The sequence below is a fragment of the Paenibacillus sp. FSL H8-0283 genome (genome assembly GCF_045040675.1).
Lineage (GTDB): Bacteria > Bacillota > Bacilli > Paenibacillales > Paenibacillaceae > Paenibacillus > Paenibacillus amylolyticus.
On sequence record NZ_CP150295.1, the window covers coordinates 6,853,550 to 6,879,271 of the forward strand.

Annotated in this window: 26 protein-coding genes; 9 read left to right on the forward strand and 17 right to left on the reverse strand. The window is 46.4% G+C overall.

All coding sequences use genetic code 11. The features are described 5' to 3' along the window. Positions 1-120: 120 nt before the first annotated feature. The 5 genes from MHI52_RS30090 to MHI52_RS30110 all read right to left on the reverse strand — a co-directional run bounded on the left by MHI52_RS30090 (position 121) and on the right by MHI52_RS30110 (position 5,109). Complete coding sequence (locus MHI52_RS30090) at positions 121-849, reverse strand: class I SAM-dependent DNA methyltransferase (RefSeq protein ID WP_405158167.1); 729 nt, start codon at positions 847-849, stop codon at positions 121-123. 153 nt (positions 850-1,002) lie between these two features. After that, entirely contained in the window at positions 1,003-2,298 is a 1,296-nt protein-coding gene (locus tag MHI52_RS30095) for a glycosyltransferase (RefSeq protein WP_405158168.1), read from the reverse strand. Between the two features lie 155 nt (positions 2,299-2,453). Beyond that, positions 2,454-3,329 carry a diguanylate cyclase domain-containing protein gene (locus MHI52_RS30100; protein WP_405158169.1) on the reverse strand — a complete coding sequence of 292 codons (876 nt, stop codon included), beginning with the start codon at positions 3,327-3,329 and terminating at the stop codon, positions 2,454-2,456. Positions 3,330-3,457: 128 nt separating this feature from the next. Then, positions 3,458-4,567, reverse strand: a complete 1,110-nt coding sequence (locus MHI52_RS30105; protein WP_405158170.1) for a glycosyl hydrolase family 8 — start codon at positions 4,565-4,567, stop codon at positions 3,458-3,460. 101 nt (positions 4,568-4,668) lie between these two features. Next, the gene (locus tag MHI52_RS30110; protein ID WP_339807184.1) at positions 4,669-5,109 is read right to left on the reverse strand and encodes a MarR family transcriptional regulator; all 441 of its coding nucleotides are present in this window, start codon (positions 5,107-5,109) and stop codon (positions 4,669-4,671) included. A gap of 185 nt (positions 5,110-5,294) precedes the next feature. Between MHI52_RS30110 and MHI52_RS30115 the strand changes: the two genes are divergently transcribed. Then, positions 5,295-5,735, forward strand: coding sequence for a GNAT family N-acetyltransferase (locus tag MHI52_RS30115; RefSeq protein ID WP_405158171.1), 441 nt, complete (start codon positions 5,295-5,297; stop codon positions 5,733-5,735). A gap of 169 nt (positions 5,736-5,904) precedes the next feature. Here MHI52_RS30115 and rlmN read toward each other — a convergent pair whose 3' ends face one another. From rlmN to greA, 3 genes are all read right to left on the reverse strand, one after another. Beyond that, positions 5,905-6,999, reverse strand: a complete 1,095-nt coding sequence (gene rlmN, locus MHI52_RS30120; RefSeq protein WP_405158172.1) for a 23S rRNA (adenine(2503)-C(2))-methyltransferase RlmN — start codon at positions 6,997-6,999, stop codon at positions 5,905-5,907. Positions 7,000-7,178: 179 nt separating this feature from the next. Further along, entirely contained in the window at positions 7,179-8,534 is a 1,356-nt protein-coding gene (locus MHI52_RS30125) for a sodium-dependent transporter (protein ID WP_405158173.1), read from the reverse strand. A 283-nt stretch (positions 8,535-8,817) separates the two neighbouring features. Further along, entirely contained in the window at positions 8,818-9,294 is a 477-nt protein-coding gene (gene greA / locus MHI52_RS30130) for a transcription elongation factor GreA (protein WP_047840913.1), read from the reverse strand. Positions 9,295-9,580: 286 nt separating this feature from the next. On the opposite strand from greA, the gene MHI52_RS30135 reads away from it, so the two are divergent. Both MHI52_RS30135 and MHI52_RS30140 read left to right on the forward strand, forming a co-directional pair. Continuing rightward, positions 9,581-10,450, forward strand: a complete 870-nt coding sequence (locus tag MHI52_RS30135) for an arylamine N-acetyltransferase (RefSeq protein ID WP_405159436.1) — start codon at positions 9,581-9,583, stop codon at positions 10,448-10,450. A gap of 81 nt (positions 10,451-10,531) precedes the next feature. Further along, positions 10,532-11,218 (forward strand): 4'-phosphopantetheinyl transferase family protein, encoded by a 687-nt coding sequence (locus MHI52_RS30140; protein ID WP_405158174.1) that lies wholly within the window; start codon positions 10,532-10,534, stop codon positions 11,216-11,218. A gap of 167 nt (positions 11,219-11,385) precedes the next feature. Here the strand turns inward: MHI52_RS30140 and MHI52_RS30145 are convergent, their stop codons facing one another. Continuing rightward, complete coding sequence (locus MHI52_RS30145) at positions 11,386-12,132, reverse strand: Bax inhibitor-1/YccA family protein (protein WP_036612268.1); 747 nt, start codon at positions 12,130-12,132, stop codon at positions 11,386-11,388. 208 nt (positions 12,133-12,340) lie between these two features. Then, complete coding sequence (locus MHI52_RS30150; protein ID WP_036612270.1) at positions 12,341-12,697, reverse strand: nucleotide excision repair endonuclease; 357 nt, start codon at positions 12,695-12,697, stop codon at positions 12,341-12,343. Between the two features lie 672 nt (positions 12,698-13,369). Between MHI52_RS30150 and MHI52_RS30155 the strand changes: the two genes are divergently transcribed. Genes MHI52_RS30155 through MHI52_RS30165 form a run of 3 tightly spaced genes read left to right on the forward strand, consistent with a single transcriptional unit; the run spans position 13,370 to position 16,209 of the window. After that, the gene (locus MHI52_RS30155) at positions 13,370-14,821 is read left to right on the forward strand and encodes a PLP-dependent aminotransferase family protein (RefSeq protein ID WP_340907486.1); all 1,452 of its coding nucleotides are present in this window, start codon (positions 13,370-13,372) and stop codon (positions 14,819-14,821) included. Between the two features lie 12 nt (positions 14,822-14,833). Continuing rightward, positions 14,834-15,754 carry a D-alanine--D-alanine ligase gene (locus MHI52_RS30160; RefSeq protein WP_340907487.1) on the forward strand — a complete coding sequence of 307 codons (921 nt, stop codon included), beginning with the start codon at positions 14,834-14,836 and terminating at the stop codon, positions 15,752-15,754. Continuing rightward, complete coding sequence (locus tag MHI52_RS30165) at positions 15,751-16,209, forward strand: GNAT family N-acetyltransferase (protein WP_235193849.1); 459 nt, start codon at positions 15,751-15,753, stop codon at positions 16,207-16,209. Before MHI52_RS30160 ends, MHI52_RS30165 begins: the two co-directional genes overlap by 4 nt. A 131-nt stretch (positions 16,210-16,340) precedes the next feature. On the opposite strand, the gene MHI52_RS30170 is transcribed toward MHI52_RS30165, so the two are convergent. From MHI52_RS30170 to MHI52_RS30185, 4 genes are all read right to left on the reverse strand, one after another. Continuing rightward, the gene (locus tag MHI52_RS30170) at positions 16,341-17,126 is read right to left on the reverse strand and encodes a glucose 1-dehydrogenase (RefSeq protein WP_076251972.1); all 786 of its coding nucleotides are present in this window, start codon (positions 17,124-17,126) and stop codon (positions 16,341-16,343) included. Positions 17,127-17,350: 224 nt separating this feature from the next. Continuing rightward, positions 17,351-18,859, reverse strand: a complete 1,509-nt coding sequence (locus MHI52_RS30175; protein ID WP_340907489.1) for a copper amine oxidase N-terminal domain-containing protein — start codon at positions 18,857-18,859, stop codon at positions 17,351-17,353. Positions 18,860-19,067: 208 nt separating this feature from the next. Then, complete coding sequence (locus MHI52_RS30180) at positions 19,068-19,196, reverse strand: hypothetical protein (protein WP_268745229.1); 129 nt, start codon at positions 19,194-19,196, stop codon at positions 19,068-19,070. A gap of 135 nt (positions 19,197-19,331) precedes the next feature. Continuing rightward, positions 19,332-19,799 carry a DUF1877 family protein gene (locus tag MHI52_RS30185; RefSeq protein WP_036612285.1) on the reverse strand — a complete coding sequence of 156 codons (468 nt, stop codon included), beginning with the start codon at positions 19,797-19,799 and terminating at the stop codon, positions 19,332-19,334. Between the two features lie 96 nt (positions 19,800-19,895). Here MHI52_RS30185 and MHI52_RS30190 point away from each other — a divergent pair, with 96 nt between their 5' ends. After that, the gene (locus MHI52_RS30190) at positions 19,896-20,360 is read left to right on the forward strand and encodes a DUF4385 domain-containing protein (protein ID WP_036612288.1); all 465 of its coding nucleotides are present in this window, start codon (positions 19,896-19,898) and stop codon (positions 20,358-20,360) included. A 104-nt stretch (positions 20,361-20,464) separates the two neighbouring features. Next, on the forward strand, positions 20,465-21,772 hold the full coding sequence (locus MHI52_RS30195) for a VWA domain-containing protein (protein ID WP_405158175.1): 1,308 nt from the start codon (positions 20,465-20,467) through the stop codon (positions 21,770-21,772). 22 nt (positions 21,773-21,794) lie between these two features. Here MHI52_RS30195 and MHI52_RS30200 read toward each other — a convergent pair whose 3' ends face one another. After that, positions 21,795-22,610 carry an SDR family oxidoreductase gene (locus tag MHI52_RS30200; protein WP_074092771.1) on the reverse strand — a complete coding sequence of 272 codons (816 nt, stop codon included), beginning with the start codon at positions 22,608-22,610 and terminating at the stop codon, positions 21,795-21,797. A gap of 249 nt (positions 22,611-22,859) precedes the next feature. On the opposite strand from MHI52_RS30200, the gene MHI52_RS30205 reads away from it, so the two are divergent. Next, the gene (locus MHI52_RS30205; RefSeq protein ID WP_405158176.1) at positions 22,860-23,519 is read left to right on the forward strand and encodes a TetR/AcrR family transcriptional regulator; all 660 of its coding nucleotides are present in this window, start codon (positions 22,860-22,862) and stop codon (positions 23,517-23,519) included. A gap of 132 nt (positions 23,520-23,651) precedes the next feature. On the opposite strand, the gene MHI52_RS30210 is transcribed toward MHI52_RS30205, so the two are convergent. Then, the gene (locus MHI52_RS30210; RefSeq protein WP_017691578.1) at positions 23,652-24,713 is read right to left on the reverse strand and encodes an LLM class flavin-dependent oxidoreductase; all 1,062 of its coding nucleotides are present in this window, start codon (positions 24,711-24,713) and stop codon (positions 23,652-23,654) included. 141 nt (positions 24,714-24,854) lie between these two features. Next, a complete protein-coding gene (locus tag MHI52_RS30215) occupies positions 24,855-25,667 on the reverse strand; it encodes a class I SAM-dependent methyltransferase (protein ID WP_405158177.1) in 813 nt (270 codons plus the stop codon). Positions 25,668-25,722 lie beyond the last annotated feature (55 nt).

Consider the following 25,722-nt stretch of genomic DNA (forward strand, 5'->3'; position numbering starts at 1 on the left):
ATAGATTTCGGGCTTTTTACTCCTATATCTAGTGTTATCCACCGTTTTCTGTGTAGAACTTTCTAATTTATGAGTATAACTTTACGGTTTCATCTATTTATCTATACGTTTACCAATATCCTATTTCCGGGCACTTAAAAACAGAAACAATGGAATGCGTTGCCTGCGCAGATAGGTTTCCTCGTTTACAAAATAGGCACGTTGTGGTGCCGACTCGCGTAAATGCTCTACACGGAACCCTGCACGCTGCAATGCCATAAAATACGATTCAATGGAACGATGCATCTTTTTCACAGAACCGCCCAGCCACTGCTGCTCCCGATATCCTTCTACAAAATACTGATCAACCACCCAATCTGTTCGAGTCCCGGAGGGTTGCAGTGTAGACGTGATCACAGGATGTTCTACCGAGAATACAAATGTCCCGTTCTCTTTCAAAGTATTGTATATGTTGCGGAACAGGCTCTCCACATCTTCAATATAGTGAACAGCCAGTCTTGATATAACCAGATCGTACAATCCGGCCGGATAGGTCCAGTCTTCCATGAACGCTCGCTCAATCCGGGCATTTAATCCTTTTACCGATTTGTTAGCTGCCTGAATCATATTCACAGAACCCTCAATCCCCATATACGTCGCACCTTCGTGCTCCCCACTCAGCAATTCTGCGGCGAACCTTGCATCTCCACAACCAAGGTCCAGTATGTTCTTGCCGGCAACATCTCCAATCAACTCCAGCATCACCGGCTTCTCCAATGTATCATTGGCGTTCTCCTGCCACTTGCGACGTTCCATATACTTCTCAAAGTTCGCCTCATCATCGTAAAAGTCTGATCCTCTGTTCTTCATTCCGTGACCCTCCATTTCGGATAAGCATGCTTCCTATTTACAGCCTGTAAGAGTATACAGAATATGGATGTGTCTGGCTATAACAAAAAGACTGTTTACTGGAGTTATCCAGCAAACAGCCTTTCTGCCTTACACTTATAACATTTACGCCGCTTAGCCAAAACGTTCTGTTTTGTACCATTTGCTTTCGCGTTTTCGAATCTTGTCCATAATTAAGGAGTAGAAAGCCTTGATCGAGATCAGGATGAACAACTGTGCATACGTGAAGTAGGACACGCAGGCATAGATGAAATTACGGGTATTGCTTTGTCCAATATCTGCGGCAAGTGCCAGATTGATCTGTAACACGTAAATAAAGTACATAAGTGCCCAACCAATGACCAGGAACACATATGCATCGCCGGCAAACTGGAACGGTGAACTTACCTCTGGTTTAAATATGGCAATGACCTGATAGACCAGATTCACGAGAAATATAATATCCGATACAATGATCGCAAGCATAAACCAGAAATAACTGACGGCATAATAGATGACCAGCAACTTATTACGCCAACTGGAACGGTTAAACAGGTTATGGATATTATCCAGTACCACCTGGTAGTTCCCCTTGGCCCAGCGTTCGCGCTGCTTCATGTATACACTAAGCTGTTCCGGCTCCTGCTGATAGGCTTCCGCTTGCGGCGCAAGCGCCACAAACTGTCCGCGATTCAAAATCTCGAATGATAGCGCCGTATCTTCTGTAATAGCTGTCACATCCCAGCCGCCAATCTCCCGGATCAACTCGGTTTTGATAATATAATTCGTTCCCGGGATGGAACCAAGCTGGAACAATTCCCACATACCCGTGTGATACACACGTTGCGAAGTGATAATCTCCAGATTGATGCATTTGGAGAGGAAATTCTGTCCTCTGTTGCGTGCTTTGTTTCTGCCAAAAACCACGCCATATTGTTCAGGGTTCTCCAGCGATTTTTGCGTCAAAAACATTAATGAATTCCGTTCAGGTGCGGCATCTGCATCGAAGATACAGATCCAGTCGCCCGTGGCAATTTCCAGTCCGTCATTTAATGCCCCGGACTTGCCACCGGTTCCTTTTCGCTCCATTACCGTCACATTGCGATGCCTATAACTGGTCTGACTGAGGAATGATCTCAGCTTCTCTGCGGTATCATCTGTACAGTTATCAGCGATCACGATGACCTGAACTTTATCCTCCGGATAATTCAGGCACAGAATATGCTCTACTGTCGCAATAATGACTAGACCCTCGTTATGCGCAGGTACCATGACCGTGACTGTTGGATAATGATCCATATTTTCAGGGATCTGAATCCCTTTTTTGTCCTGTTTATTAATAAAACGAATCGCACCTGCCATAATAACAATCGACTCGAATACGGCAATCCAGATGCTGAATATCGATAACAGCAGAATAAAATCAGTCAATTAATTTCCTCCGATCGTACTTGCGATTGACTTTTGACCGAAAACGAAGGGTTGCAATTGTTAACCAAATCGTGATTACCGCAAATAAAGAACTGACGGCGATACAGATCGGGATGAACCAGGACATATAGTCCACAGCGCCTCTCTCCTTCCCGTTATATATATTCTCCGATGAGATCGGTCTCTGTGTTTCGTTCAAGGGCAGCAATAACCGCGTCAATGTCCTCGTACTTGCTGAATTGCTCCTTTTGGAATACCAGAGCACCAGAGCGTATCACCGTTTGCAGCTCATTTCCCTTTTTATCGATAATATGAAGATCCATGATGGCCTTTTTGATCCGCTGTGTAAGAAGTGGAAGATATTCCACATTCACCATCGGACATATGATGACAAATCGCCCACGATCCACGAAAAATTTATAGTCCTCATACCGAATCTGCTTCTGAATCGTACCCGAGATTTCAAGCAGGAACTGTGCATACCGGACAGAACCGAGGGATTCCATCACCAGTGGCAAAAATTCAATCTTGAACATGGCAATGCTGAATCCATACTTTTCGGAGTACCGACGCGCAAGGTTACTATGTTTGATTAACGTATCTGCCAGCGCTCCCTTATTACCAAGCGTGGTATCCAGATCGATTTCCGGGTTACGGTCCTGCATATCCTGGAGACGTTCCACTACACGCGCACTGCGCAGCAGACTTGCCTTGATGAACGCAGCCACGGCAACGTTGGCAGGGATGAGCAACCACCAGGAGAACACAAGCACATTTGCATCAGCATAAGTAACAAGCCACACAAAATAAGAAACCAGATATACAAACCCCGTCACGACGGATACACCAACAGGCAGAAAAAGACCAAAAACCAAGGCACCCAGCGACACGATACTAAAAATCAAATCCCCTGTAATGTAGCTCTGATCCATGTACACTTTAAGATAAATCATCAGTTGCTGCATGAGGGCTAGTCCAATTAAAAGGGCATATCCCCATGCAATACGGCGGGTAGGTGCTTTATTCCTCATAGATCCTTCTCTCCGTTGAATTTATAGGACGCTTGTTCAACCTCACTTCTTTTATATCGCAACAATTTATGACATGATTAGACAAAACTATGCTAACACATTGTAGAATTCATCAAATGACAAAATCCTTACTTTTTAATACTTATCTGTAAATTAACTTCTCCCAATAAAGGAAAAAGATTATCAAACAGATGTGTGTTACCGTCAAATACATATCCACCTGGATAACGAGAGTCCTGACCACGCAACGTAGTCATATGGTTATGCAACTGTTTGGCCCATTTTGGATCACCTGAACGAACAGCGAGTAAAATGGCGAGGCCATATACCGAGGAAGATTCATAAGATACCGCAGGTGTGCGTGATTCTCGCTTATACTGTCCGGGCAGCTGATGCCGGGTGTTGAACTCTTTTTTCAAAAAAGAAATGAGCTTGTCCGGTTTGCGGTCGGTCACGGTTAGATGATTCGCCACGATCAACTGGTCAATCAGATTCACCGTATCATCATACGTAAATTTTTTACGGACTACATCGAAGGTCTTCGGATAGAACAATCCATCGTCAGGCATCTTCTTCAGCAAAGCTTCGTACTTGGCATAGGTTCCCGGTTCCACCAACTGATGTTTTTCCATCAATTGTAGAGACGGGAGATCAACATAAACCAGGCTTAATGTATCTGTGGAGTGACCACTCGCAAAATCGTGAAAATCCACATAATATCCTTTATTCTGAACCGATTGCGAAAGTGTACGGGATATTTTCGAAGCCGTTTCCAGTTTATCTTCTCTTCCTTGTTTCCATTGATCTGCTGCCTTTAATAAAGCACCAACAATTCGAAAATCATCGCCAAGCGCGTTGGTTGTCACTTGAGATTCACCTTTGGCATCCAGCTTCCAGGCAATATATTTTTGCGGCATGAGGAAATAGGTGGTCAACAGTTCATAGCTTTCCTCGAATAACGCCTGATCATTCTTGGCAACAGCATATTGCATCCAAAGACCAAGTGATTCAGATAAAGCCTCTCTGCCTGCAACGATGTCCGCTCTCTCTGAGGTAGCATCTTGCAAATAGGTCGCAATTGTACCATTGGGATTAGTCATATGATCTTGAACAAAGGATACCGTAGGGGATGATTCATTCATCACAAACCGCTCCTTCACAAAAATAATTAACGCTGCCGTGATACTGACTGCCAATATGATCCACCACGTTAGCCTTTTCCGGTTTACCCGTTTCATGACTCCCTCCTGTACTGAAGCTTCTCTGGCATAATGGCTCTTCTCCTTTAGATAGGTCCGGCTAGAGTCTGGGATGCAGGGGTCAAGGATCGTTCCTCTGTTCATTCCGAAATATCCATGTAGGATCTTCGTCCACCCTTTTTGACAAATTTCCAGTCCACCTCGATATTATGTCGCATTCGACGGAGAAGCATGACCGCGGTCTCGATCTCTTCCTCCGTCAGACCATCCAGAGTCACCTGATCCGAATGCACGCCCTCTTTACGAATGAATTCCCATGCTTCAAGCCCAGCTTTGGTGGGATACAACACCTTATTCTTTTTATTACCCATTGCTGGCTGTTTAATAATGAACCCATCGGATTCGAGTTTGCTAATAGCTCTGGCCGCCGTCGTGCGATCCACTTTGATCAGTTCAGCAAGCTGATTCGGAATAATGCCCGGATTCTCACAGATTCGATACAGATATAGATATTGTCCACGGGACAGGTTCAGATGCTGAAACTCGACATTACTGATTGAATCCAGACAGCGGGCAATCATACCAATTTCACGCAGCACTTCTTTTTTCTCAGTCAACACACTCACGCCCCTATAAAATTGTTGCATTCGCAACATAATTGATGGTATAACTACTGTTGAAAAGAACGAGTTTCGTTCCATATTCCTGTTATGTACCAGTTTATCACGTCAGGATAACATTACGATCACCCAAAGGAGAAACATTCATGAATACAACGATTGTTGAAGTTACTAATCAGGAATTGCTCGATGCCTGCATCGCCATTCGTACGGCTATTTTCGTCGAAGAACAAGGCGTACCCGCAGCGGATGAATTCGATGCTTATGATACATTAAACGCGGAGGCGCGCCACATTCTGCTCTACGTAGACGGTGTACCTGCTGCCTCCTCCAGACTGCGCATTGTGGAACAAGTCGCCAAATTGGAACGGATCTGTGTCATGCTTGATTACCGCAAACACGGCCTGGGCCGTGTGCTGATCGACAAGCTGGAGCAGATGGCTGTTGCTGATGGTCTTGAGAAAGCCAAGCTGCACGCACAGGTACAAGCTTCCGGGTTCTACGAACGTCTCGGATACGCACCCGCGTCGGAAGTATTTATGGAAGACGGCATCCCCCATCTGCTGATGACCAAAAAACTGAAATAATGAAACTCCAAAAAACGCCTCCGTTATCACTTTTCAGTGATATACAGAGGCGTTTTGCATTCAGGCAACGCATTTGCGAACTCAACAACGGTAGGTGGCACGTACAAAGTTCAGGCACTGATTATAACAACCAAGTATCCTAACTTACTTGCCAGATCCGCGCTTTATCTTATCCCAGTGCCAGACGGCCTGGCTCGGATTCGGCGGTGTTGTTCTTCATTTGTTTACTGCGCAACTGTCCGCAGGCAGCATCGATATCCGTACCATGTTCCATACGTACAGTGGAGTTGATATTGTTCTTTTTGAGTGTATCATAGAAGCCCAGAATCGACTCTTCTGTACTCCGTTGATACTGACTGTGCTCATCCACCGGGTTGTATGGAATCAGATTCACACTGACCATACTTCTGCGACTGGACAACAGTTCAGCGAGCTCCGCGGCATGCTCACGTTGATCGTTAACATCACGTAGCAAGATGTACTCAAACATGATGCGTTTGTTCGTTTTAGCCAGATAATAATCCACCGCATCCATCAATTGCTCAATCGGGAAAGCCCGGTTGATCTTCATGATATGTGTACGCAGTTCATTATTAGGTGCATGCAGAGAGATCGCCAGGTTAACCTGCAGACTGCTGTCTGCAAATTCCTTGATTTTGTCCGGAAGGCCGCTCGTGGATACAGTTATCCGTTTGGCGGCAAGTGCCAATCCTTTGCGATCCTTGATAACTTCGATGAAATCACTCATGTGCTGGAAGTTGTCGAATGGTTCACCAATCCCCATCACAACCACGTTGGTTACTCGCTCATCTTGACCCGCTGCATCCAGATGTCGCTGCACATGCATAATCTGTTCCACAATCTCTCCAGCGGTCAGGTCTCGGCTCTTCTTGATCAGACCGCTCGCACAGAAGCTACAGCCAATGTTACAGCCCACTTGTGTGGTCACACAGACGGTAAGTCCGTATTTCTGCCGCATTAATACCGTCTCAATCAGGTTGCCGTCCTGCATCCGAAGCAGAAACTTCACGGTACCATCTGCCGATTCCTGCTTCACATGTTCGCTCAGCGAGTTCATGGTGAAATGCTCGGAGAGAACGTCCAGACATTCCTGACGGACATCGGTCATCGCAGGGAAATCGTGAACACGCTCTTGATATAACCATTCCCAGATCCGGGATGCACGGGATTTTTTCTGCCCATGCTCCGGTAGCCAGGAACGTAATTGCTCTAATGTTAATCCATATATGGATGATTTGTTCATTGTATAATCCTCTTTTCGCAAAAAAGCATATGGCTTATCGGTCCTACCCAAAAAACCTCTACTCCGTATTGTCCCAAAATTGACGAGGGAAAACAAGGGCTTTTGCATTTCTTCCAAGAGGTTTTATCCATGGTAAATCTGCACAACAGACCATATTTCACCCTATCGGGTCTTCACCATTAGAAGTGAATGATGCCGGATGTGTGCAGTAGAACCAGCAGAACCAGGATCGGAGCTACGTAACGCAGCATGAACAGCCACACCCGGAACCATCCGGAACGCAGGCCGGAAGCTTCCGCAGCCGTTTTCCAGAAGTATCCGGCAAAAATCGTTACAAGCAGTCCACCGACAGGCAACAGGATGTTGGATGCTACAAAGTCCATCCAGTCGAACACACTCTTCGATCCAATCGTCCATTCAGGCAGCAAGCCGAGCGACAATACCGAAGGAAGTCCCACGATGAAGACCGCGAGTGATATAACCCATACCGCACGACTTCGGCTCCAGGACAAACGTTCCATGAAATATTTCACCGGAACTTCCAGCAAGGATACTGCTGACGTTAATGCCGCAATAGCCAATAGGATGAAGAACAGGCCACCAAACAAGAAACCAAGTGGCATCGCCGAGAAGGCCGCCGGAAGTGCCACAAAGATCAGTGACGGTCCTTGGTCCGGTGCAATACCAAACGAGAATGTTGTTGGGAAGATGATTAGACCCGCAATGAATGCATAGATCAGGTCACCTGCACCAACGGCGACGGTTGCCGCACCGAGAGATTGATTTTTATCCACATACGAACCGTAGGTTACAAGAATACCCATCCCCAGTGACAGGGAGAAGAAGGCATGTCCAAGCGCTACCAGTGCGGATTCCGTTGTAAGCTGCGAGAAGTCCGGATTCAGGAAGAAGGATACCCCAGCACCTGCACCCGGCAATGTAACTGCACGAATCATCAGGATAATGAGCAGTACCAACATCGCCGGAATCAGTATCTTGTTGAACTTTTCGATTCCGTTGGATACTCCTTTGGCTACAATCCAGCCTGTGATCAGAACCGAAACCAGTTGCCACACAATCGGCATATAACCGCCTATGAAGGAATTGAATTGTCCCGCATAATCCGGATTGTTAAACAATGTTCCACTGAATGACGTAATTGCATATTGCAAGGTCCAGCCAGCAATAATGACATAAAAAGAAAGGATGATAAAAGGCGTCAGTACTTGCAGCAATCCGGCTGCGAGCCAACCTTTATGTCCACCTGCTTTGATAAAAGCCGTAGCTGCACTACCTCTGCCACTGCGACCAATCGCAAGTTCAGCGAGAAGAACTGGCAGACCGATGAGCAGCAAACAGACGATGAAGAGCAGGAAAAACGCAGCCCCTCCGTTCTCACCCGTAATGTACGGGAATTTCCACATGTTGCCCAGACCAACCGAACTACCAATGGCCGCCAGGATAAATCCAGCTTGGGAGAAACGTTCTCCTTTGCCAGCGTTGTCTTGATCTAGATTAGGCTTACTAAAATTCATCGTATCTACTCCATCACTTTAAAGTTTTCCCGTAATTATATACTACTCACCTTGTCAGGTCATTCGAAATTCGAAATTTGTCGAAATGTTATTTTTTTACATAAAAAACATGCGGAAATCTTCATCTCATAAGTTCCTTAAACACAGTATGTGATAAAGTCCGTTAGTCCAACCGCATGAAGTTTCAACAAATCTGTATTCCCAACCATTCAAAGCCCAACAGAATCAAAAAGAGGTGTCCCCTCAGCCATTTGGATGACTGCGAAGCACCTCACTTTTTGAATTACACTTTAATTTGAAGTAACTCGTACTTGATAACGCCCATCGGAGCATTGACATGAATGACGCTGCCCACTTCTTTGCCCATTATCTCCTTGCCCAGCGGGCTCTCGTACGAAATTTTATTATTCGCAACATCGGCCTCGGCAGGGCCAACCACTTTATATTCAATCTTCTCGGCGAACTCAATGTCATTAAGCAACACCGTCGATCCGATGCTCACTTTGTTGGAGTCTATATTATCTGAAGAAATGACTCTTGCTTTTGTCAGCATCTTCTCCAAGATCAAAATTCGGGTCTCCATAAAGGCCTGATCATCTTTGGCTGAATGATACTCACTATTTTCCTTCAGGTCACCGTAACTGATCGCGAGTTTCAGACGAGCTGCCAATTCCTTACGCTTCACCGTCTTCAAATCCTTCAGTTCGTCCTCCAGCTTTTCCAAGCCTTCCTGTGTCAAAATCACTTCATCATTAGCCATTTTTCCATCTCCTAATCCTGCTATCTATCTATATTCTAACCTATATCCACTCCAAAGGGTTAGCATACCCCGGAAAAAGAAATAGCTCATCCATATATTGTATTCCAATGAAATCAGAACCATGTCCATCTCTTGAGATGAATTTCAAGGCTTTGTTCAATAATTGTACCGTTACAATCTGCTTAACTGATGATGTTGTTTTCATCCGTTCACTTTTACAATGAACTCAGGGCAGCTTTATAACTACCACATGCAGCCCACTATATGACGTGAGGTGATAAGAATGATTGAACTTTTGAATACAGCTGAAATACAGGCCTATCTGAAACGGATCGGCATAGATGATATAAAGGAACCTACACTGGAATTCTTATTTGAACTCCAGCGAGCACATGTGCAATATTTATCCTGGCAAACGGTCGATATTTTTGCAGGTCGTCCTGCGGGATTCAGTCTTCAAGATTCAATTCAGCTTATATTACAAGGACGCAGCGGCTACTGCTTTCATCTAAATGGTGCATTTAGTGTTCTTCTCCGATCACTGGGTTATACGGTTGATTGGCATCGCGGTGGAGTACAGCCTCATGGGGAACAACCCCGTGTGAACTCATTTCATCTCGGTCTGTCCGTGCTTCTGCCGGATGCTGACCCGACAGTTGAACGCTGGATTGTAGATGTAGGTCTCGGCGGAATGCCCTTTGAACCTCTGCCACTTCGTTATGGAACCTATGGTTCAGCTCCATTCACATACCAATTGATGCCATCATCTGTTGTGGCTGGGGGATGGCGGCTTGAGTACGAGCCAAATGGGCCAAGTGAAGGAGTCGACTATGCTCCTGAAGCACTCTCCAGTCTGGAAGAGTTCATTCCCAAACATGAATTCTACAGCCAGGCGGTCGAATCACCTTGGCATAACGTATTTTTACTTCGTCAGCGGGATGAGAATCGCAGTCATGAATTACGTGGATGTATGCTCCGAACACATGATATCGAAGGAATCCAGAAAACAGAGATCGGGAATTATACCGAGTGGCGTAACGTATTAACGGAAATATTCCATGAACCCTTGGTGAATTACAGCGAACTGGAATGCCTAGATATGTGGGATCGAATAAAGGCTGCGCATACAGAATGGAAACGAGTACAGGAAGCATAATGATTTGGGAGGAAGAGTTGAGGGGACGTTCCATATAAAGGAAAGTTACTGAACTGCGCCGAATACGTATTCAGGTGATTAATGATGATAACTATTCGTGTACTCCAAGTTCCAGAAGTATTGCCCGAGGCGAACTGGAACCAATTGCTATCGCAAGTTTCTGCGGAGCGACGTGCTCAGGCTTCGCGTTTTGTGCGTCAGGCTGACGCGTATCGCTCCGTGCTGGGAGAGATATTGACTCGTGTGACTTTGAGCATGTTAACTGGACTGAGACCTGCTGAGCTTTCATTTACCCGTAATTCCTACGGCAAACCTTCGCTCAGTCACCATTCGGATGTACAATTCAACGTCTCCCATTCTGGTGATTGGATTGCTCTGATCTCTGGCAGTACAGATGAACTTGGCGTGGATGTGGAAAAAATAGCTCCAATTGACATGCAGATTGCAGAGCGTTTCTTCTCCCCTAAGGAAAGCCAGTTCTTGGCCGCCGAGCCTGATGATCGTCGGCTGGAAACCTTCTACCGTCTATGGACGCTGAAGGAAAGTTATATCAAGGCAGTGGGTATGGGGTTGTCCATGCCACTGGATTCCTTCGCCATCCTTCCCAATGAGCGGGAAGATTGGCATTGCAAACAGGCCGGGACATATCTCTTTCTCAGTCAGCGACTGGATGATGGACATATGCTTGCAGCCTGTTCGGCTGGGGGAGAGCTGCCGAGCAAGCCGGAAATCATAACCTTAGAGGATCTGTATCCGGATTTAGTATAGAGTGGTGCTGGGCCTCAACGAGTTGGAATCAGTTGAGTTTTGTAAGAGGCCGCCATTAAGATAATCCTGCTAATGTTAATCAAAAAAGCTAACGACGTGAGTATCACGCGTTAGCTTTTTGGGCTTTATATTCACACTCCGTTTACGTCTCTGACGTATGGATAGGACTAGTCCCGACTCCGCAATTTGCCAAGCAGGCGGATGATCTCAATGTACAACCATACCAGCGTCACCATCAATCCAAATGCACCGTACCACTCCATATACTTGGGCGCACCACGTTCAGCACCACCCTCGATGAAGTCGAAATCAAGGACCAGATTGAGGGCAGCCACAATGACGATAACGACCGAAATACCGATGCCGATCAAGCTGTTATCATGCAGATAAGGAATTGAAATGCCGAAGAAACCCAGTACAAAGCTCAACAGATACATGATCATGATGCCGCCAGTTGCAGCAACAACGCCCAACTTGAAGTTCTCCGTAGCTTTGATCAATCTGGTTTTGTATGCCACCAGCAGAGCGATGAATACAGCCATGGTCAACAGAGCCGCCTGCAAGGTAATTCCGTTATACAGGGACTCATAGGTTGCAGAGAGTGCTCCCAAGAACAGTCCTTCTGCCACGGCATAGACAGGTACGAGATAAGGTGCCGCTACAGGTTTGAACGAAATCACAAGTGCCAGAATGAAACCAACGATTAATCCGCCATAAGCAAGCGGCATCACTTGTTGTCCGTTAAAGAACATCATCCAGGTTGCAAACGCACTGCCCAGCAGGATCACAAGCGTAATAAACGCTTTATTCACCGTGCCGTTGATCGTCATGTAATTCTGATACCGATCTTCTCCATATCCTCTGTTTTCAAACGTGCTGTCTTTAAGTGTAGGGTTACCGCTACGACCGATCAACACAATCACCTCTTCATATGTATTTGGTATATCTATGATACTAAGCTTGGGTTTACTACGTTTCAAATTCTACAAGCTACTCCCTCAAAAAGATCGGGATGGCACCAGAAGGAATCGGATGCAATCCTTCGATTACATCCTTACCCACTGGCGCAACACTTAGGACATATGTCCCAGACATTGCATGTTCATGTGCTTTTTAAGCGTCTTATTTGTACAAGACTTTATCTACATTGTATTTCGCACGCATCGTGTTGATGATATACGTCTCGTAAATTTCACGATCTACTGGATCTTCAACCAGGCATACTTCAATCTTCGTTACTTCTTCGCGGTGATTCTTGATTGGTGATACGGTATCTTCAAAATGCTTTTTGATGCGGGGTCTTAATTTTCGTGCTTTCCCGACAAATAACAATTCTCCAGCGGCATTGTAAAACATGAAAATCCCGCCTAGTTCCCGGGTAATCAGGTGAAAATCAGTAAATCCATAAATGTGGCTAAGCTGTGGATCAGCCTGCTTTGTGATGGTTACATCCGGTGTTGGCACGGTAATATTAATCAATAGGCTCACTTCCTCATTATCTATAGGTTTTCATCCTATCACATATTATAAAGGGACACCATTTCAATCTATATGAAGTACAATTCACGCAATTTTCGCTATTACGACAAATATTTCAAAAAAAAGGTTAACTTCCCTGATTCAAAGTGGTACTATAGGGGTATGAGGAAGAAATTGGGCACTGAGACATACGTCTTTATATCTACCTCCGTCTATTGTACCCTATGATTGAATATCTTTTTCATGCTGAATTCTGTTACGTGATCACGACAAGAGTACAGTTAGCAAGAACCCTAGCTTATAGATTGTGGATTCATCATCTAATCGACCCTTGCAGCAAGCAAACCTAGAAAGACCTAGATTCATGATTCACTGTAGTTTTATGTATCACCTAGAAAGCCTGCAATTATAGTCGTACTGAAGTTAATAGACACACGTAGAAGGTCAGATAGCTATCGATCCTAGAGAGACTAGTCATGCAATACAACTGTAGAAATTATAGCAGCAGTACTATAGAAAATGGATCAAGTTTCACCACCAGGCCCCGGCATACTGCCAGGGCTTTTTTGCGTTTGTGCGAACAACCAACCACACGCTCAGGGAAACAGAGGTATCGTGGTTCTTTCTGCGGGGTTTATAATATGGCAAGATACCAGTAGAGGGAGTGATGGGATGTATTCCGATCTGCAACTGACGGAGGACCGCCCTGTATATATACAAGTCAAAGATTATATGAAGCGATTGATGCTCAAAGGCGGCCTGCAAGCCAAACAAAAGCTGCCCTCGACCCGTGAACTCAGTACACTCATGAAGGTTAGTCGCAGCACGGTCCTGCTCGCTTATGCCGAGCTTGAAGATGAAGGTCTGATCTATGCAGTCAAAGGCAAGGGCAATTACGTCAGTGCCTCCATCAAAACACCTGAGGCAGCGGCGAGCTGGGAACTGGACTGGACGACAGAGGTAAGCGAGTATGCAATTCAGGCAGAGCAGTACGATCTGATGAAGCATGGCTCCGGAGCAGAGCGCGGTGAGATATCGTTTACCAGCATAGCACCGGATGAAAAGCTGTTTGATCTGCACAACGTGAAACGGGCTTTTCTGGATCGCATGTCACTTGAGGGCGAAGTACTGCTGAATTACGGATATGCGCAAGGATACAGACCGCTGATGAACTATTTACTACGTTATATGGAGAACAAAGGTGTTGACCTCCGTGGCAAGGACATTCTGATCACCAACGGATTCACGGAAGGTTTCGACCTGGTGCTTGGAGCGTTGCGCAAAAAAAGCGGAAAAGCGCTATGCGAGAATCCAACGCACCACACGGCGATTAAAAATCTAAAATTGCACCAGTTTCAACTGACCGGTGTGAACATGGAGCCGGATGGCCTGGACTTGAAGCAACTGGAACATGAACTTGAGGCAAGTCCATATGATCTGGCATATCTCGTGCCATCTTATCACAATCCAACCGGGATTGTGACGTCCCCTGCGAAACGGGTAGAGATCATCCGGTTGATGAACAAGTATCAGGTACCGATCATTGAAGACGGTTTTAACGAAGAATTGCGATATTCCGGTTCGCATGTCTCTCCCCTGATCGCCAGCATGGGCAAAGGCAATGGACTGGTGTATCTGGGCAGCTTCTCCAAAGTCCTGTTTCCAGGCCTACGAGTTGGTTGGATTATTGCGGATGCGGCGCTGATTGATTATCTGGAGAGTATGAAACGGGCACGCAGCATCCATACCTCCACGCTGGACCAATCATTATTGTATCAATATCTGAGCAACGGTAATTTCGAGAAATATTTGAAGCGTGCTCGCACGGAGTATAAGCGAAAATATGAATTGGTTGTGCGTTGCCTGAAGCAGCATCTGCCAATGTGCCGGATTTCCGGTGCGGGTGGTCTGCATCTGTTCGTGCAGTTCCCGTCCGAATACAGAACCCGTGAACTGCTGGAAGCCTGTAAAGTGAAAGGTGTAACGTTCACACCTGGGGATACCTTTTATCTGGAACCCGGTCAGGGTGTAAACACGATGCGTCTGGGTTTCTCCAGAGTCAGCGATGAGAATATACGTAAAGGCATTCGCATCATTGGCGAGACAGCAGCTCAAATGAGATAAGGAGGATTTCACATGAAAGTTGGCGTGATTATGGGCGGTACATCTTCAGAGCGGGATATTTCCCTGCTCACCGGACAGGAGATGATTGCAAACCTGAATAAAGACAAATACGAGGTTGTACCCATCGAGCTGAATACCAAGCGCGATCTAATCGACAAGTCAGCGGGGATCGATGTGGCACTGCTTGCCCTGCATGGAAAATACGGCGAAGACGGTACGGTCCAAGGCACATTAGAATCTCTGGGTATTCCCTACACAGGCTGTGGTGTGCTGGCAAGTAGTGTATGTATGGATAAAGACATGTCCAAACAGCTCATGCAGCATGCAGGTGTACTTACTGGAGAATGGCTGCGAGTGAGCCATATGGAGGAACTGTCCTCTATTGCTGTTCAACAATTAACGTACCCCGTGGTGGTCAAACCCAATTCAGGCGGTTCCAGCATCGGTACCCAAGTGGTGAAGGAAGCTTCCGCCCTGCCAACTGCTGTAGAGGCTGCCCTCGCCTGGGATGATACGGTCATGATTGAACAGTATATCGAAGGTGAGGAGATTACCTGTGCCATTCTGGATGGTAAGATGCTGCCGGTGATCTCCATTCGTTCGAGCGCCGAGTTTTTCGATTATGCCTCCAAATATGATGACCACGGGGCCGATGAGAAGGTTGTGCAATTACCTATGGACCTTCACCATCGCGTCGAAGCTGCGGCCTTGGCCTGTTATCAGGTGCTCAAATGTAGCGTCTACGCTCGCGTGGATATGATGATTCGGGAGGGCATGCCGTATGTGCTTGAAGTGAACACGCTGCCGGGTCTTACCCGTAACAGTCTGCTGCCCAAAAGTGCAGCTGCTGCAGGCATTTCTTTTGCAGAGCTGCTGGATACCATTATTGAACTTTCGTTGAAGGAAAGACCCAAGGAGGATACAACATTATGAGCCTGGATGTAACGATTAGACATAGCTCCACTACCGATCTGCAAGATATGGTCATTCTGATGGACCAACTTGGTTATCCCACCACGTACGCCGAGATGGAAGAGCGCTATACCCATATCTCTGCGGACGCAAACTTTACTACACTGGTTGCTGAAGCACGAGGCCGCGTAGTTGGACTGATCGGATTACAGACTTCTTATATGTATGAAAAAAACGGAAGACACTGCCGCATCTTGGCATTGGTTGTACACGACCAGTTCAGGGGCTCAGGCATCGGCCGTCAGCTCATTCTTGAAGCCGAACAATGGGCAGCCACGCATAACGTGGATTCCTTGTCTCTGAACAGTGGCAATCGCCCAGAACGTGAAGCTGCACATGAATTCTATCGCCAGATGGGCTTTACAGCCGGGAGTACCGGCTTTAGCAAAAAGCCGCAGATTCTACAGCACACTTAACCTGCCGGATACGGGATACGCCCCTTGAATATCAAACCAAAAAAAGAACGCCCCAATCCGCACATTGGCGAAAAAGGGCGTTCTTCAGTATATATCTATGTCGCATTGATGTGCTGTTGATGATTATGGGATCAATATTTGGCTGACTGCGCACCATCAATCGGAATAATGGCTCCATTGATAAACGGTGCTTCACCGGACAGCAGGAAGGCAACGAGACGCCCTACTTCCTTCGGTTCACCCAAGCGCTTCGCCGGGTTGTCCTTCACGAACTCTTTGGATGCTGACTCCCAGTCATTCGGATTGATCTGTTTGAACGAGCCGATAACCATATCTGTCAGAATGGCTCCGGGTGCAATTGCATTAACGCTGATCCCATGCTCGGCGTATTCAATCGCTGCATCTTTGGTCATGCCGGCTACGGCATGTTTGCTCGCTCCGTAGGCAACCAGGTTTGGCACGGCGCGAATCCCTCCAACAGAGGACGCGTTCACGATGTAGCCTTCTCCCTGTTTTTTCATCACAGGTAGAACGTGCTTCAACCCAAAAAATACACCCTTCAGATTGATATCGATAACTTTATTGAACATCTCCGTCTCGTAGTTCTCGATCAGGTTTTGCTTGCCTTCAATGCCTGCATTGTTGAAAAATGCATCGATACGCCCAAATTCATTGACCGTATCACTAACATACTTCTTCACAGCTTCTTCGTCCGATACGTCACCTTCAATTAACAGAAACTCGGCATGCTGTACCTCTTCCGAGATCACACGCTTGGTCTCTTCCAGCGCCTTCATGTTCACATCCACTAGGGCAAGCTTCGCCCCTTCACGTGCAACTTCCACAGCAGCTGATCGTCCAAGACCGGAGCCACCGCCTGTAATCAGTACCACTTTACCCGCAAATCGTTCAGTCATAATCCATAGACCTCCCTTTGCTGTTTTTGACATCCTCCATACGTAAATACCCATTTCTTCATTTGCTCTAATCTAACGGGGATCTGTTACAACCATCATCTCAACCGGATTAGTATTCTTCCGTATGGGCCCTGCCATTCCTCTGACCTGGTACGAAATGACAAAGAGGAGCACCTCTACTAGAGGCACTCCCCATGCATTTCATTATTTTAAGTCATAAGAAATTAAGGACGGTCAATGTAGATCCAGCCTGTTTCTTGTTCCTTATCTACAGTAGCTCCAAGGGATTCAGCCACAAAGCGCAGCGGCACATACGTCTTGCCGTCCTTGCCTACATAGGCGGATTCCACCATAGTCACTTCTTTACCAGCAACGGTTGCCTTCTTGGAACCTACGGTCAGGACAATCTCATCACCAGTGATGTCGTCAATGACAACGATTTGGTTCGAGCCTTTGGTCCATTTCACTTCAGCATCCAATTCTTCAGACACGTAGCGAAGCGGTACAAATGTTGTGTTCTTCACAGTGATCGCCCCAGCGTATTCATCATCCGGGAAGAGCACTACACTTTTACTCGTGATCCCAGCCTCATCTTTCAGCAATTGGTATGCGAGTGAATTGGAATCAAAATTGCGCAGCATCTGTCCAGGCGTAATATCATCCTTCATCAGATCCATAACGCCACCCGATACATCCACTTCATCAACTGCAACTGTGCCACCGATATTCCACTGTTCACTGTCTCCACTTACGGTTACAGATTTTACCGGCAGATCCTCAGAAGCAGGCAGCGCTACTTTCAGTTCAAAGTTTTGCTTGCGAATATCCAGTTTGCTGTCGAGATAGAAGTCCAATTTCAGTTTGGTTTCTGTGCCAAAGACCGTTTTGAATTCAGGGGTCTCATTCAACAGGTTGTTCAGCTCCTGATCATAATTGACCAGCATACTGTCCAGTCCTACTTTGATGATGGCATACAGAGACGCAACGGCTTCATCTTTCGATTCAGGAACGATCGAATTCAGCGTGTCGTCTCCCCCACCTTCTACCTCATTCACTGCTTCCAGTACAGGGTAGAACACATCGTACAGATCGCCAATCAGATCTTTCAGTCCTTGCTCATCCTTCGAAATACTCGTCAGGAACGGTTTAACCATGGCAAGCATCTCTTCACCACTAACTTCCAGATGCAGCTTGGAGAGGCTAAGTGCTTCGCCATTCACGGATTCCTGTACCGGTGTTACGGAGATGTTCTTCGGATTGGACAGATGCTTCAGGACAAAAGAGAACAGTTTCGGGGAAATTTCCTCGAGTTGTTTCTCCAGAGCCTTCGTATCTACCATCGGAAGCGCCTGTGCATCCTGGAACGTATCCAGAGACATGTACAGCGGTTTTTGGGCTCCGTCCAGATCAATGACCAATTGGGACTCATTCATGGACACGTGGAAAGGTAACTTTGTTCCCTCCATGCTCAGTGTACCTTTGATCGATGCTGTCTTCGCATCTTTCATTTTGGCTTGATCAATATCCAGGGATATGGAGTTAATAAGTTCGATCATTTCAAGGTCTTTTTCTGTAGCAAATTCCTTAGCCGGTTCTATGTTTATATTCATGGATTGTCTGGATTCACCGGACTTGATACTCGCGCCATTGGCCATTGCTTTGCCAACGTCTACTCCACCCACAGCCTGACATCCTGTAAGAACAACCATTAAAAGTACTAGTGGCACTGCCATCCATTGGACTAACTTCCGATTCGTAATATGAACTCCTCCTTAGAAAAATATGGTTCATTTCCATTATGAAGGTATAGGTAATTCTTGTAAACGGATACGCAAAAAAATAAACCAAAAGGCCGGAACATGTCCGACCTCTGGTCTATCTATATTTCAGCATATCGTATGTTTCGATAAAACATCCTGCTTCATTGTGCAATGCTGGGAGTTATTCTTTCTCCTGATCTTCTGCAAGTTTCTCATCCGTTTCTTCATCTTCCGCAGTTGCGGGAGTCTCGAATTGATCCGGCTCGTCCTCTTGAATCGCTTTGTTCTCTTCGTTCTGATCCTGTGTCATATCGCATTCCCTCTCTCTACCGGATTGTCATGTCATCAAGGCCTGAGCCTTGTGTCTATCAATAACCCGAATAGGCGTAGTTCAAACCTGCCTCAGTGTCGGCCATAGAATTCCCATCATAATTTTAGTGCTCATTTAGAAAACATAAAAGATGATCCCGTTCCCACTTGCAGCCGTGGCCTGAAACAAGGCCTGGACATCATCCACAGTCTGAACGATCTCCTGAAATGTCTCTTCCGCGTCCCAATCTTCCATGACAGGATAGACGCCTTCAGCGATCATATGGTCAAGGCTATACCGCTCCTTTAATTCTTCCGGTGTGAGCTGTTCCAGTGCCATGTAGGCTTCCAGCACCTGCTCGTTACTAAGCAAAAACAGATCCATATCCGAATAGTTTCCCACGTATTGCTCACCTGCGAGAGGCACAACATATCCCAGGGGCGGCTCCCCTTCTACCAAGTTACCGTTCAGCGTGAACTGCAGCATTTGCCACGTTTTATCGATATCCAGATCCACTGCACAATCATGCACACTAACCTCACCTGACTTGATGAATTCAACTAGCTCCTCAGTTACCACAAGATATCTGCCGGACATTCCCATACCGCTACCCCTCCTGTGTAATTCCTTCTATTGTTCCCCATTAACCGTGCTTGTTGGTTCAGAATCGGGGTAATCCCTATCAAGGAGGGTGTATACATGAAAAAATTTGATTACAGTCTCAATTATGATGAGTTGGATCTGCGCAAACATCCTGAGCTGTACACCGTAGGCCGGGGCGAGCAGGGTGTGCTGATGGTAGAGCCGTACAAAGGCGAGATTCTGCCACACTGGCGGTTCAAAACACCCGAGATTGCGACGGAGTCATCGGAGAAGATCTATGAGCTATTTTTGGACTATAAGAAAAAGGGAGATTTCGTGGGTATGGATATGGCACGCAAATTTCTCCAGATGGGTTATACACGGGCCAGACGGTATACAAATCACAAAGGAGGACGCAAATACTCAAAGGAGGATGGCTCAATCTTGCCCTATCAGAATGATAAGGTGAAGGCAGAAGCCGCGGCCATATTCAAAGCGCAATGGGAGATCGCCAAGACCGATCCGGACTATGTGAGGATGAAGAAGGAACATCGTGAAAAGTACGAGTCTGATGAGGCGTAGGATCAACGGTGAAAAGATTGACTTATGGAAACATTTGTCTCAGAATCGATCTTGTTACTGTACATTTTCAACCATTATATTGGAGAAGAGAGGCGCATCCGATTATGACAGACTCGTTCATCCACTTAAACACAGGCCAGAATATCAGTATCAACGAATCCACCCAACTTCAGGTAACCATTCAATGTACATCATCTCCTTCTCCCTTGGATGTTAGCTGCTTTATGGTGAATGAAGAGGGAAAAGTCCCATCTGACGACTATTTTGTATTTTATAATCAGACGGCCGATCCCCATCAAAGTGTACTTCTGCAACAGGCAGAGGAACTGAAATCCTCTTTTGTACTGGATACGAATAAATTACGGCAGGCCCCTGTGGAAAAATGTGTGTTTACGGCTACTCTGGATGCGGGAGGGACTTTCGCCGATGTTCAGGCATGTCAGGCGATTGTACAAGCGGGTTCCCAGCAGATCACCTATGAGATCACCCAGGTCACTGCGGAAACAGCACTTATTTTCATTGAAATCTATAAGTATCGTGACGGGTTCAAAGTTCGTGCGATTGGACGAGGTTTCTTTGGTGGATTGCAGCCGCTGGCAGAGTCCTTCGGTGTTGAAATTGAGAGTAACGACACCTCGGAAGCCGAACAAGTTCTTCTCACGGCACAAGCTGAAGTGGCAGCCGCCTCTCCAGAAGTCTTGGCACCTGTTGCTGCACCAAACACGATTCATCCGCCGCTTAACCTGACCAAGATCGATCTCCTCAAGCGTAAAGTAAACCTGTCTCTGCAAAAGAAAAAGATCGAACCTATACAGGCACGTGTTGCTGTCGTATTTGATGCATCAGGCTCCATGTACCATCTGTATCGTAAAGGCATCGTGCAAGAAGCCTTCGAGCGTATCCTGGCGATTGCATCCGCTTTTGATGATAACGAAGAGTTGGACGTCTGGTTCTTCGCCAAAGACTTCTTGCGTGCACCTAGCGTCACCGCCAGGGATTTCGAGAATTATATTGAACGCACATATACGCTGGGAAGCAAAGGCGGTACCAATAACGAACCCCCTGTGATGCAGGATGTCATTCGCAAATACACGATCGAGGAACCCGATGTGAAGATTCCAACGTATATTATCTTTTTTAGCGATGGTGGAGTCAGTCAAAAAGGGAAAATCATACGGCTTATTACCGAAAGTTCAACCAAAAACCTGTTCTGGCAATTTGTTGGCCTGGGACAAGCCAATTACGGTATCCTTGAGAAACTCGATGACATGACTGGACGTTTCATCGATAATGCTGACTTTTTTGCTCTCGACGATATCTCCAAGATCAGCGATGAAGAATTGTACGATCGTCTCCTCACTGAATTTCCAGGTTGGATAAAGGAAGCTCAGGCCAAAGGCATTTTGGCCTAAAGCTTTTACCCTATACCCCTAATCAGGCTTGTACTTTTTCTGGTTTAACACCCTCGGAACGTGGACGGAGCATACTTCCTACGATTCGCAACATGGACTTGCGTGGTATGAGGCGGGTGAACTGTGCTGTCCAATAATTCCTGGCCCCTGGCACAGCATAAGGTTTGCCTGACTCCAGTGCTCTCATGGCTACGGCCACGACATGCTCAGGTGTATCACGTTTGCCCACCGAGGCTTCATCAGCACCCACCACATCAAAGAACGAAGTCTCGGTTGAGCCTGGGCATAGTGCCAAAAACTGAACGCCACGCTTCCTGTTTTCTTCGTATAATGCCTCTGTAAAAGAAAGTACAAATGCCTTTGTCGCTCCATACACAGCCATATACGGATCAGGTTGAAAGGCAGCCGTCGACGATACATTAATGACAGCACCATTTTTCTTCTGTAACATACCTGGCAAGAAAAGATGTGTCATGTTTGTCAAGGCGAGCACGTTCAACATAATCTCCTCCTGTTGCCGGGAACCATCCAGTTGTTCAAAACATCCATGGGTAGCAAATCCCGCATTGTTGATCAGCATATCGATGTGTATTCCCCGATTCTGACATTCCTCATATACGTTCTGAGGTGCCTCTACTTCGGAAAGATCCGATACGATTACCTCAGCCCTTACTTGATATGTACGTTCTATACGTTCTGCCAATTGATTCAGTTTGGATTCTGTTCTGGCCACCAGCACAATATTTTTACCCTTGGAAGCCATCTCGAGGGCAAAAATTTCCCCAATACCTGAAGAAGCACCTGTAATAAGTACCCATTGATGCTGTTCCTTTATCATCTCTCATCCATCCTCTGTGTATAATTTAAACACTCGTTTTCATTAGGAAACACTGTTTCTGTATAGAATCATCGTAACCAAAACCCATGACGCTGTCAAATACATTTGTTAGATTTGAATCTAGAACGGGGTGCTTACTTACTAAACTCGGATTAAATTGACGTTGTCTGGCGTAAAACAGTAGAATGACCTTAAGAAAAGGAAACGTAGTTTCTGTTCAACAACAATACGGTTACGAGGATGAAATCAATGAAGGATCTTAATTCGGGTTCCACGGAATCTGCACATACGGTAACAACCTTTCAGGAAGCCAGACTGCAGCACTCGGATAATCTGCGGCAAAATATTGTGCATGCTGCTGCTGCTTTACTGCAAGAGCATGGACCAGAAGCCGTCACGGTACGCCGTGTAGCTGAACGCATGGAGTGCTCCACCAAAATCATATATAACCTCTTCGGAAAAAAAGAAGGGTTAGCAAAACATCTGTATCTAGAGGGATGCTCCCTCATGGCCCAGCGATTTGAAACTATCCCCCGGCAGGCATCGTTCGAACAATATTTCCGTGATCTGGCCTACGTCTACTGGGACTTCGGCATTTCTCAATCCAGCTTCTATCAGCTGATGTTTGGAGGATCTTTTTCCGAATTCAAACCAGATGGAGAGACCTTACAGGGAACAGCAACTGCACTGAAGCAAGTGTCCGCTTTGGTGGAGATGGCGATTGAACAGGGAATGCTTCAGGTGCAAGATCCCCTGCTTGCGGTTCGGATGATCTGGGCTCCCTTACACGGTGTTATTCATCTGTATTTGGGAGGCCATATTGAGAGCGAAGAAGCTGCCAAAACCCTCTATGATCATACGTTGTCGATGGTTATACACTCCCTTGTGAGTACATCTGCGAATGGATAAGCATTACATCTGTGCTGTTTTAGATACTTTCAGAAGATAAACGAAAAAGGAGCAGCCCCATTGGCGTAATACGCCTAGGGCATGCTCCTTTATTTGGTTGACTTTATCTAGTTCCGTAACGGTTTCAGTCGATTAACGTGCCTCTTCGTTCTCAGCTTCCCAACGTGCAATTTCTTTACGCACGATTGGAGCGACTTCTTTACCAAGCAGTTCGATCGCTCTCATGACCTCGTTGTGCGGCATGGTGCCGAGGGGAGTGTGTAACATGAAGCGTGTAATCCCAACTTCTTTGCGTAGGTAAATAATTTTCTGAGCTACGGTATCCACATCACCTACATACAATGCACCTTCCAGGCTGCGCGCCGCATCAAATGTCGCACGGCTGTAGTGTCCCCATCCACGTTCACGACCCAGTATGTTCATGACCGCTTGCGCTGGCGGGAAGAATTTCTCCACAGCTTCGTCTGTTGTATCGGCAATGAAGCCGTGAGAGTGAGAAGCAACAGTCAGCTTGGAAGCATCATGTCCCGCATGTGCAGCTGCTTTCTTGTACAGCTCCACCAGTGGTGCGAATTGCACCGGACGACCACCGATAATGGCAAGCACCAATGGCAAACCGAGCAATCCTGCACGAACGACGGATTCCTGATTACCACCACTGCCAATCCATACCGGAAGCTTTTCCTGTACCGGGCGTGGGTAGATGCCCAGATTGTTAAAGGAAGGACGGTGTTTGCCTTCCCAGGTTACTTTTTCCGAATCACGCAGCTTGAGCAGCAAGTCCAGTTTCTCATCGAATAACTCATCGTAGTCGTTCAGATCATAGCCAAACAATGGGAACGATTCGATAAATGATCCCCGCCCTGCCATAATCTCTGCACGTCCGTTCGAAATGCCGTCCAGTGTCGCGAAATCTTGATATACCCGTACCGGATCATGCGATGACAGCACGGTTACCGCACTCGTCAAGCGAATATTCTTGGTCTGTGAAGCTGCGGCCGCCAGAATGACAGCTGGTGATGAAGCGGCGTAGTCAGCACGATGATGTTCTCCCACGCCATATACATCCAGACCCACCTGATCTGCCAAAACAATCTCTTCAACAACATCCCGAATACGCTGCGCATGACTGATAAGTTCTCCTGTTTTTACATCCGGATTCGTCTCCACAAATGTACTAATTCCGATTTCCATTGTCTGTTCCTCCCTGTTATGAAGCGATCCGTCGTTCATCTTACCTATTGTAAGTAGATCACCTTTTGTTATGTATCTTAATATTGAACTATTTTGATGAAAAACACAAGTACCCCCTGTTTCCAGAGGGCACATTTATGTTTATTTCTTCCTCCCGATGTACAGCAAATGAGACGAGATTCCCAATATGGAAGGGTCTTTGGCGGCTTCAATCATATATTGCATAAGTTCATCATACTCGCCACGCTCTTTCCAGTATTGCTGCTGCTCGTCCGTAAACATCGCTCTAAGGCTGGATGAACCAATCAAATCAACGGTTTCAAATCCATGTTGCTCCATGAAGGGTGTAACGTCCTGAATATTAAAATAGTATGCTCCCGTAAATCGTCCTTGATCCTGATGATCGAATATACCCTTTTCTACAAAAGAACGGATGGCTGCCATGTTATCATTTGGTTTCCAATGCTGCGGAGATTGTAACGAATTGATACTCATGCGCATTCGGCTTTGCAAGGCTACAAACACCACGCCCCCTCGCTTGGTCACACGGTACAACTCCTGTACAGCAGCCGTGCGCTCTTCGTCTGTCTGCAGATGATATAACGGCCCCAGCATGAGGGACGCATCGTACGTCTCGTCAGCCATACCGAAGAGCGAAGTGGCATCGAGAACATGGAATCCATCGAATTGTTGTGTCAAACCAAACTCCTGAGCCTTTTGCCTCGCAGTATCCACAGAGGAAGGTGTCAGATCCGATAAAGTGACCTTGTACCCCAGCTTCGCAAGCTCCATGGCATACTTTCCTGGTCCTGCGCCATTATCCAGAATACAACCAGTAGCGGGGAGATGTTCCCTGATGTAATGCATGTTAATGATGAATTCAATTGGTTCCCGCTCCAGTCTGCCCCACTCATCAAACCCGGAATAATATTCAATAATGTGATCTCTTTTCATCGCTCTGACACCTGCCTTTTCTTATATGTAGACTACTCATCCATGTTCAAAAAAA

Excerpts from the sequence above, each read along its gene's own strand:
- MHI52_RS30090 (WP_405158167.1), bottom strand. The coding sequence starts at position 849 with ATGAAGAACAGAGGATCAGACTTTTACGATGATGAGGCGAACTTTGAG.
- MHI52_RS30100 (WP_405158169.1), bottom strand. The coding sequence starts at position 3,329 with ATGAGGAATAAAGCACCTACCCGCCGTATTGCATGGGGATATGCCCTT.
- MHI52_RS30105 (WP_405158170.1), bottom strand. The coding sequence starts at position 4,567 with ATGAAACGGGTAAACCGGAAAAGGCTAACGTGGTGGATCATATTGGCA.
- MHI52_RS30110 (WP_339807184.1), bottom strand. The coding sequence starts at position 5,109 with ATGATTGCCCGCTGTCTGGATTCAATCAGTAATGTCGAGTTTCAGCAT.
- MHI52_RS30115 (WP_405158171.1), top strand. The coding sequence starts at position 5,295 with ATGAATACAACGATTGTTGAAGTTACTAATCAGGAATTGCTCGATGCC.
- rlmN (WP_405158172.1), bottom strand. The coding sequence starts at position 6,999 with ATGAACAAATCATCCATATATGGATTAACATTAGAGCAATTACGTTCC.
- MHI52_RS30125 (WP_405158173.1), bottom strand. The coding sequence starts at position 8,534 with ATGAATTTTAGTAAGCCTAATCTAGATCAAGACAACGCTGGCAAAGGA.
- greA (WP_047840913.1), bottom strand. The coding sequence starts at position 9,294 with ATGGCTAATGATGAAGTGATTTTGACACAGGAAGGCTTGGAAAAGCTG.
- MHI52_RS30140 (WP_405158174.1), top strand. The coding sequence starts at position 10,532 with ATGATGATAACTATTCGTGTACTCCAAGTTCCAGAAGTATTGCCCGAG.
- MHI52_RS30155 (WP_340907486.1), top strand. The coding sequence starts at position 13,370 with ATGTATTCCGATCTGCAACTGACGGAGGACCGCCCTGTATATATACAA.
- MHI52_RS30160 (WP_340907487.1), top strand. The coding sequence starts at position 14,834 with ATGAAAGTTGGCGTGATTATGGGCGGTACATCTTCAGAGCGGGATATT.
- MHI52_RS30165 (WP_235193849.1), top strand. The coding sequence starts at position 15,751 with ATGAGCCTGGATGTAACGATTAGACATAGCTCCACTACCGATCTGCAA.
- MHI52_RS30170 (WP_076251972.1), bottom strand. The coding sequence starts at position 17,126 with ATGACTGAACGATTTGCGGGTAAAGTGGTACTGATTACAGGCGGTGGC.
- MHI52_RS30175 (WP_340907489.1), bottom strand. The coding sequence starts at position 18,859 with ATGGCAGTGCCACTAGTACTTTTAATGGTTGTTCTTACAGGATGTCAG.
- MHI52_RS30180 (WP_268745229.1), bottom strand. The coding sequence starts at position 19,196 with ATGACACAGGATCAGAACGAAGAGAACAAAGCGATTCAAGAGGACGAG.
- MHI52_RS30185 (WP_036612285.1), bottom strand. The coding sequence starts at position 19,799 with ATGGGAATGTCCGGCAGATATCTTGTGGTAACTGAGGAGCTAGTTGAA.
- MHI52_RS30190 (WP_036612288.1), top strand. The coding sequence starts at position 19,896 with ATGAAAAAATTTGATTACAGTCTCAATTATGATGAGTTGGATCTGCGC.
- MHI52_RS30195 (WP_405158175.1), top strand. The coding sequence starts at position 20,465 with ATGACAGACTCGTTCATCCACTTAAACACAGGCCAGAATATCAGTATC.
- MHI52_RS30200 (WP_074092771.1), bottom strand. The coding sequence starts at position 22,610 with ATGATAAAGGAACAGCATCAATGGGTACTTATTACAGGTGCTTCTTCA.
- MHI52_RS30205 (WP_405158176.1), top strand. The coding sequence starts at position 22,860 with ATGAAGGATCTTAATTCGGGTTCCACGGAATCTGCACATACGGTAACA.
- MHI52_RS30210 (WP_017691578.1), bottom strand. The coding sequence starts at position 24,713 with ATGGAAATCGGAATTAGTACATTTGTGGAGACGAATCCGGATGTAAAA.
- MHI52_RS30215 (WP_405158177.1), bottom strand. The coding sequence starts at position 25,667 with ATGAAAAGAGATCACATTATTGAATATTATTCCGGGTTTGATGAGTGG.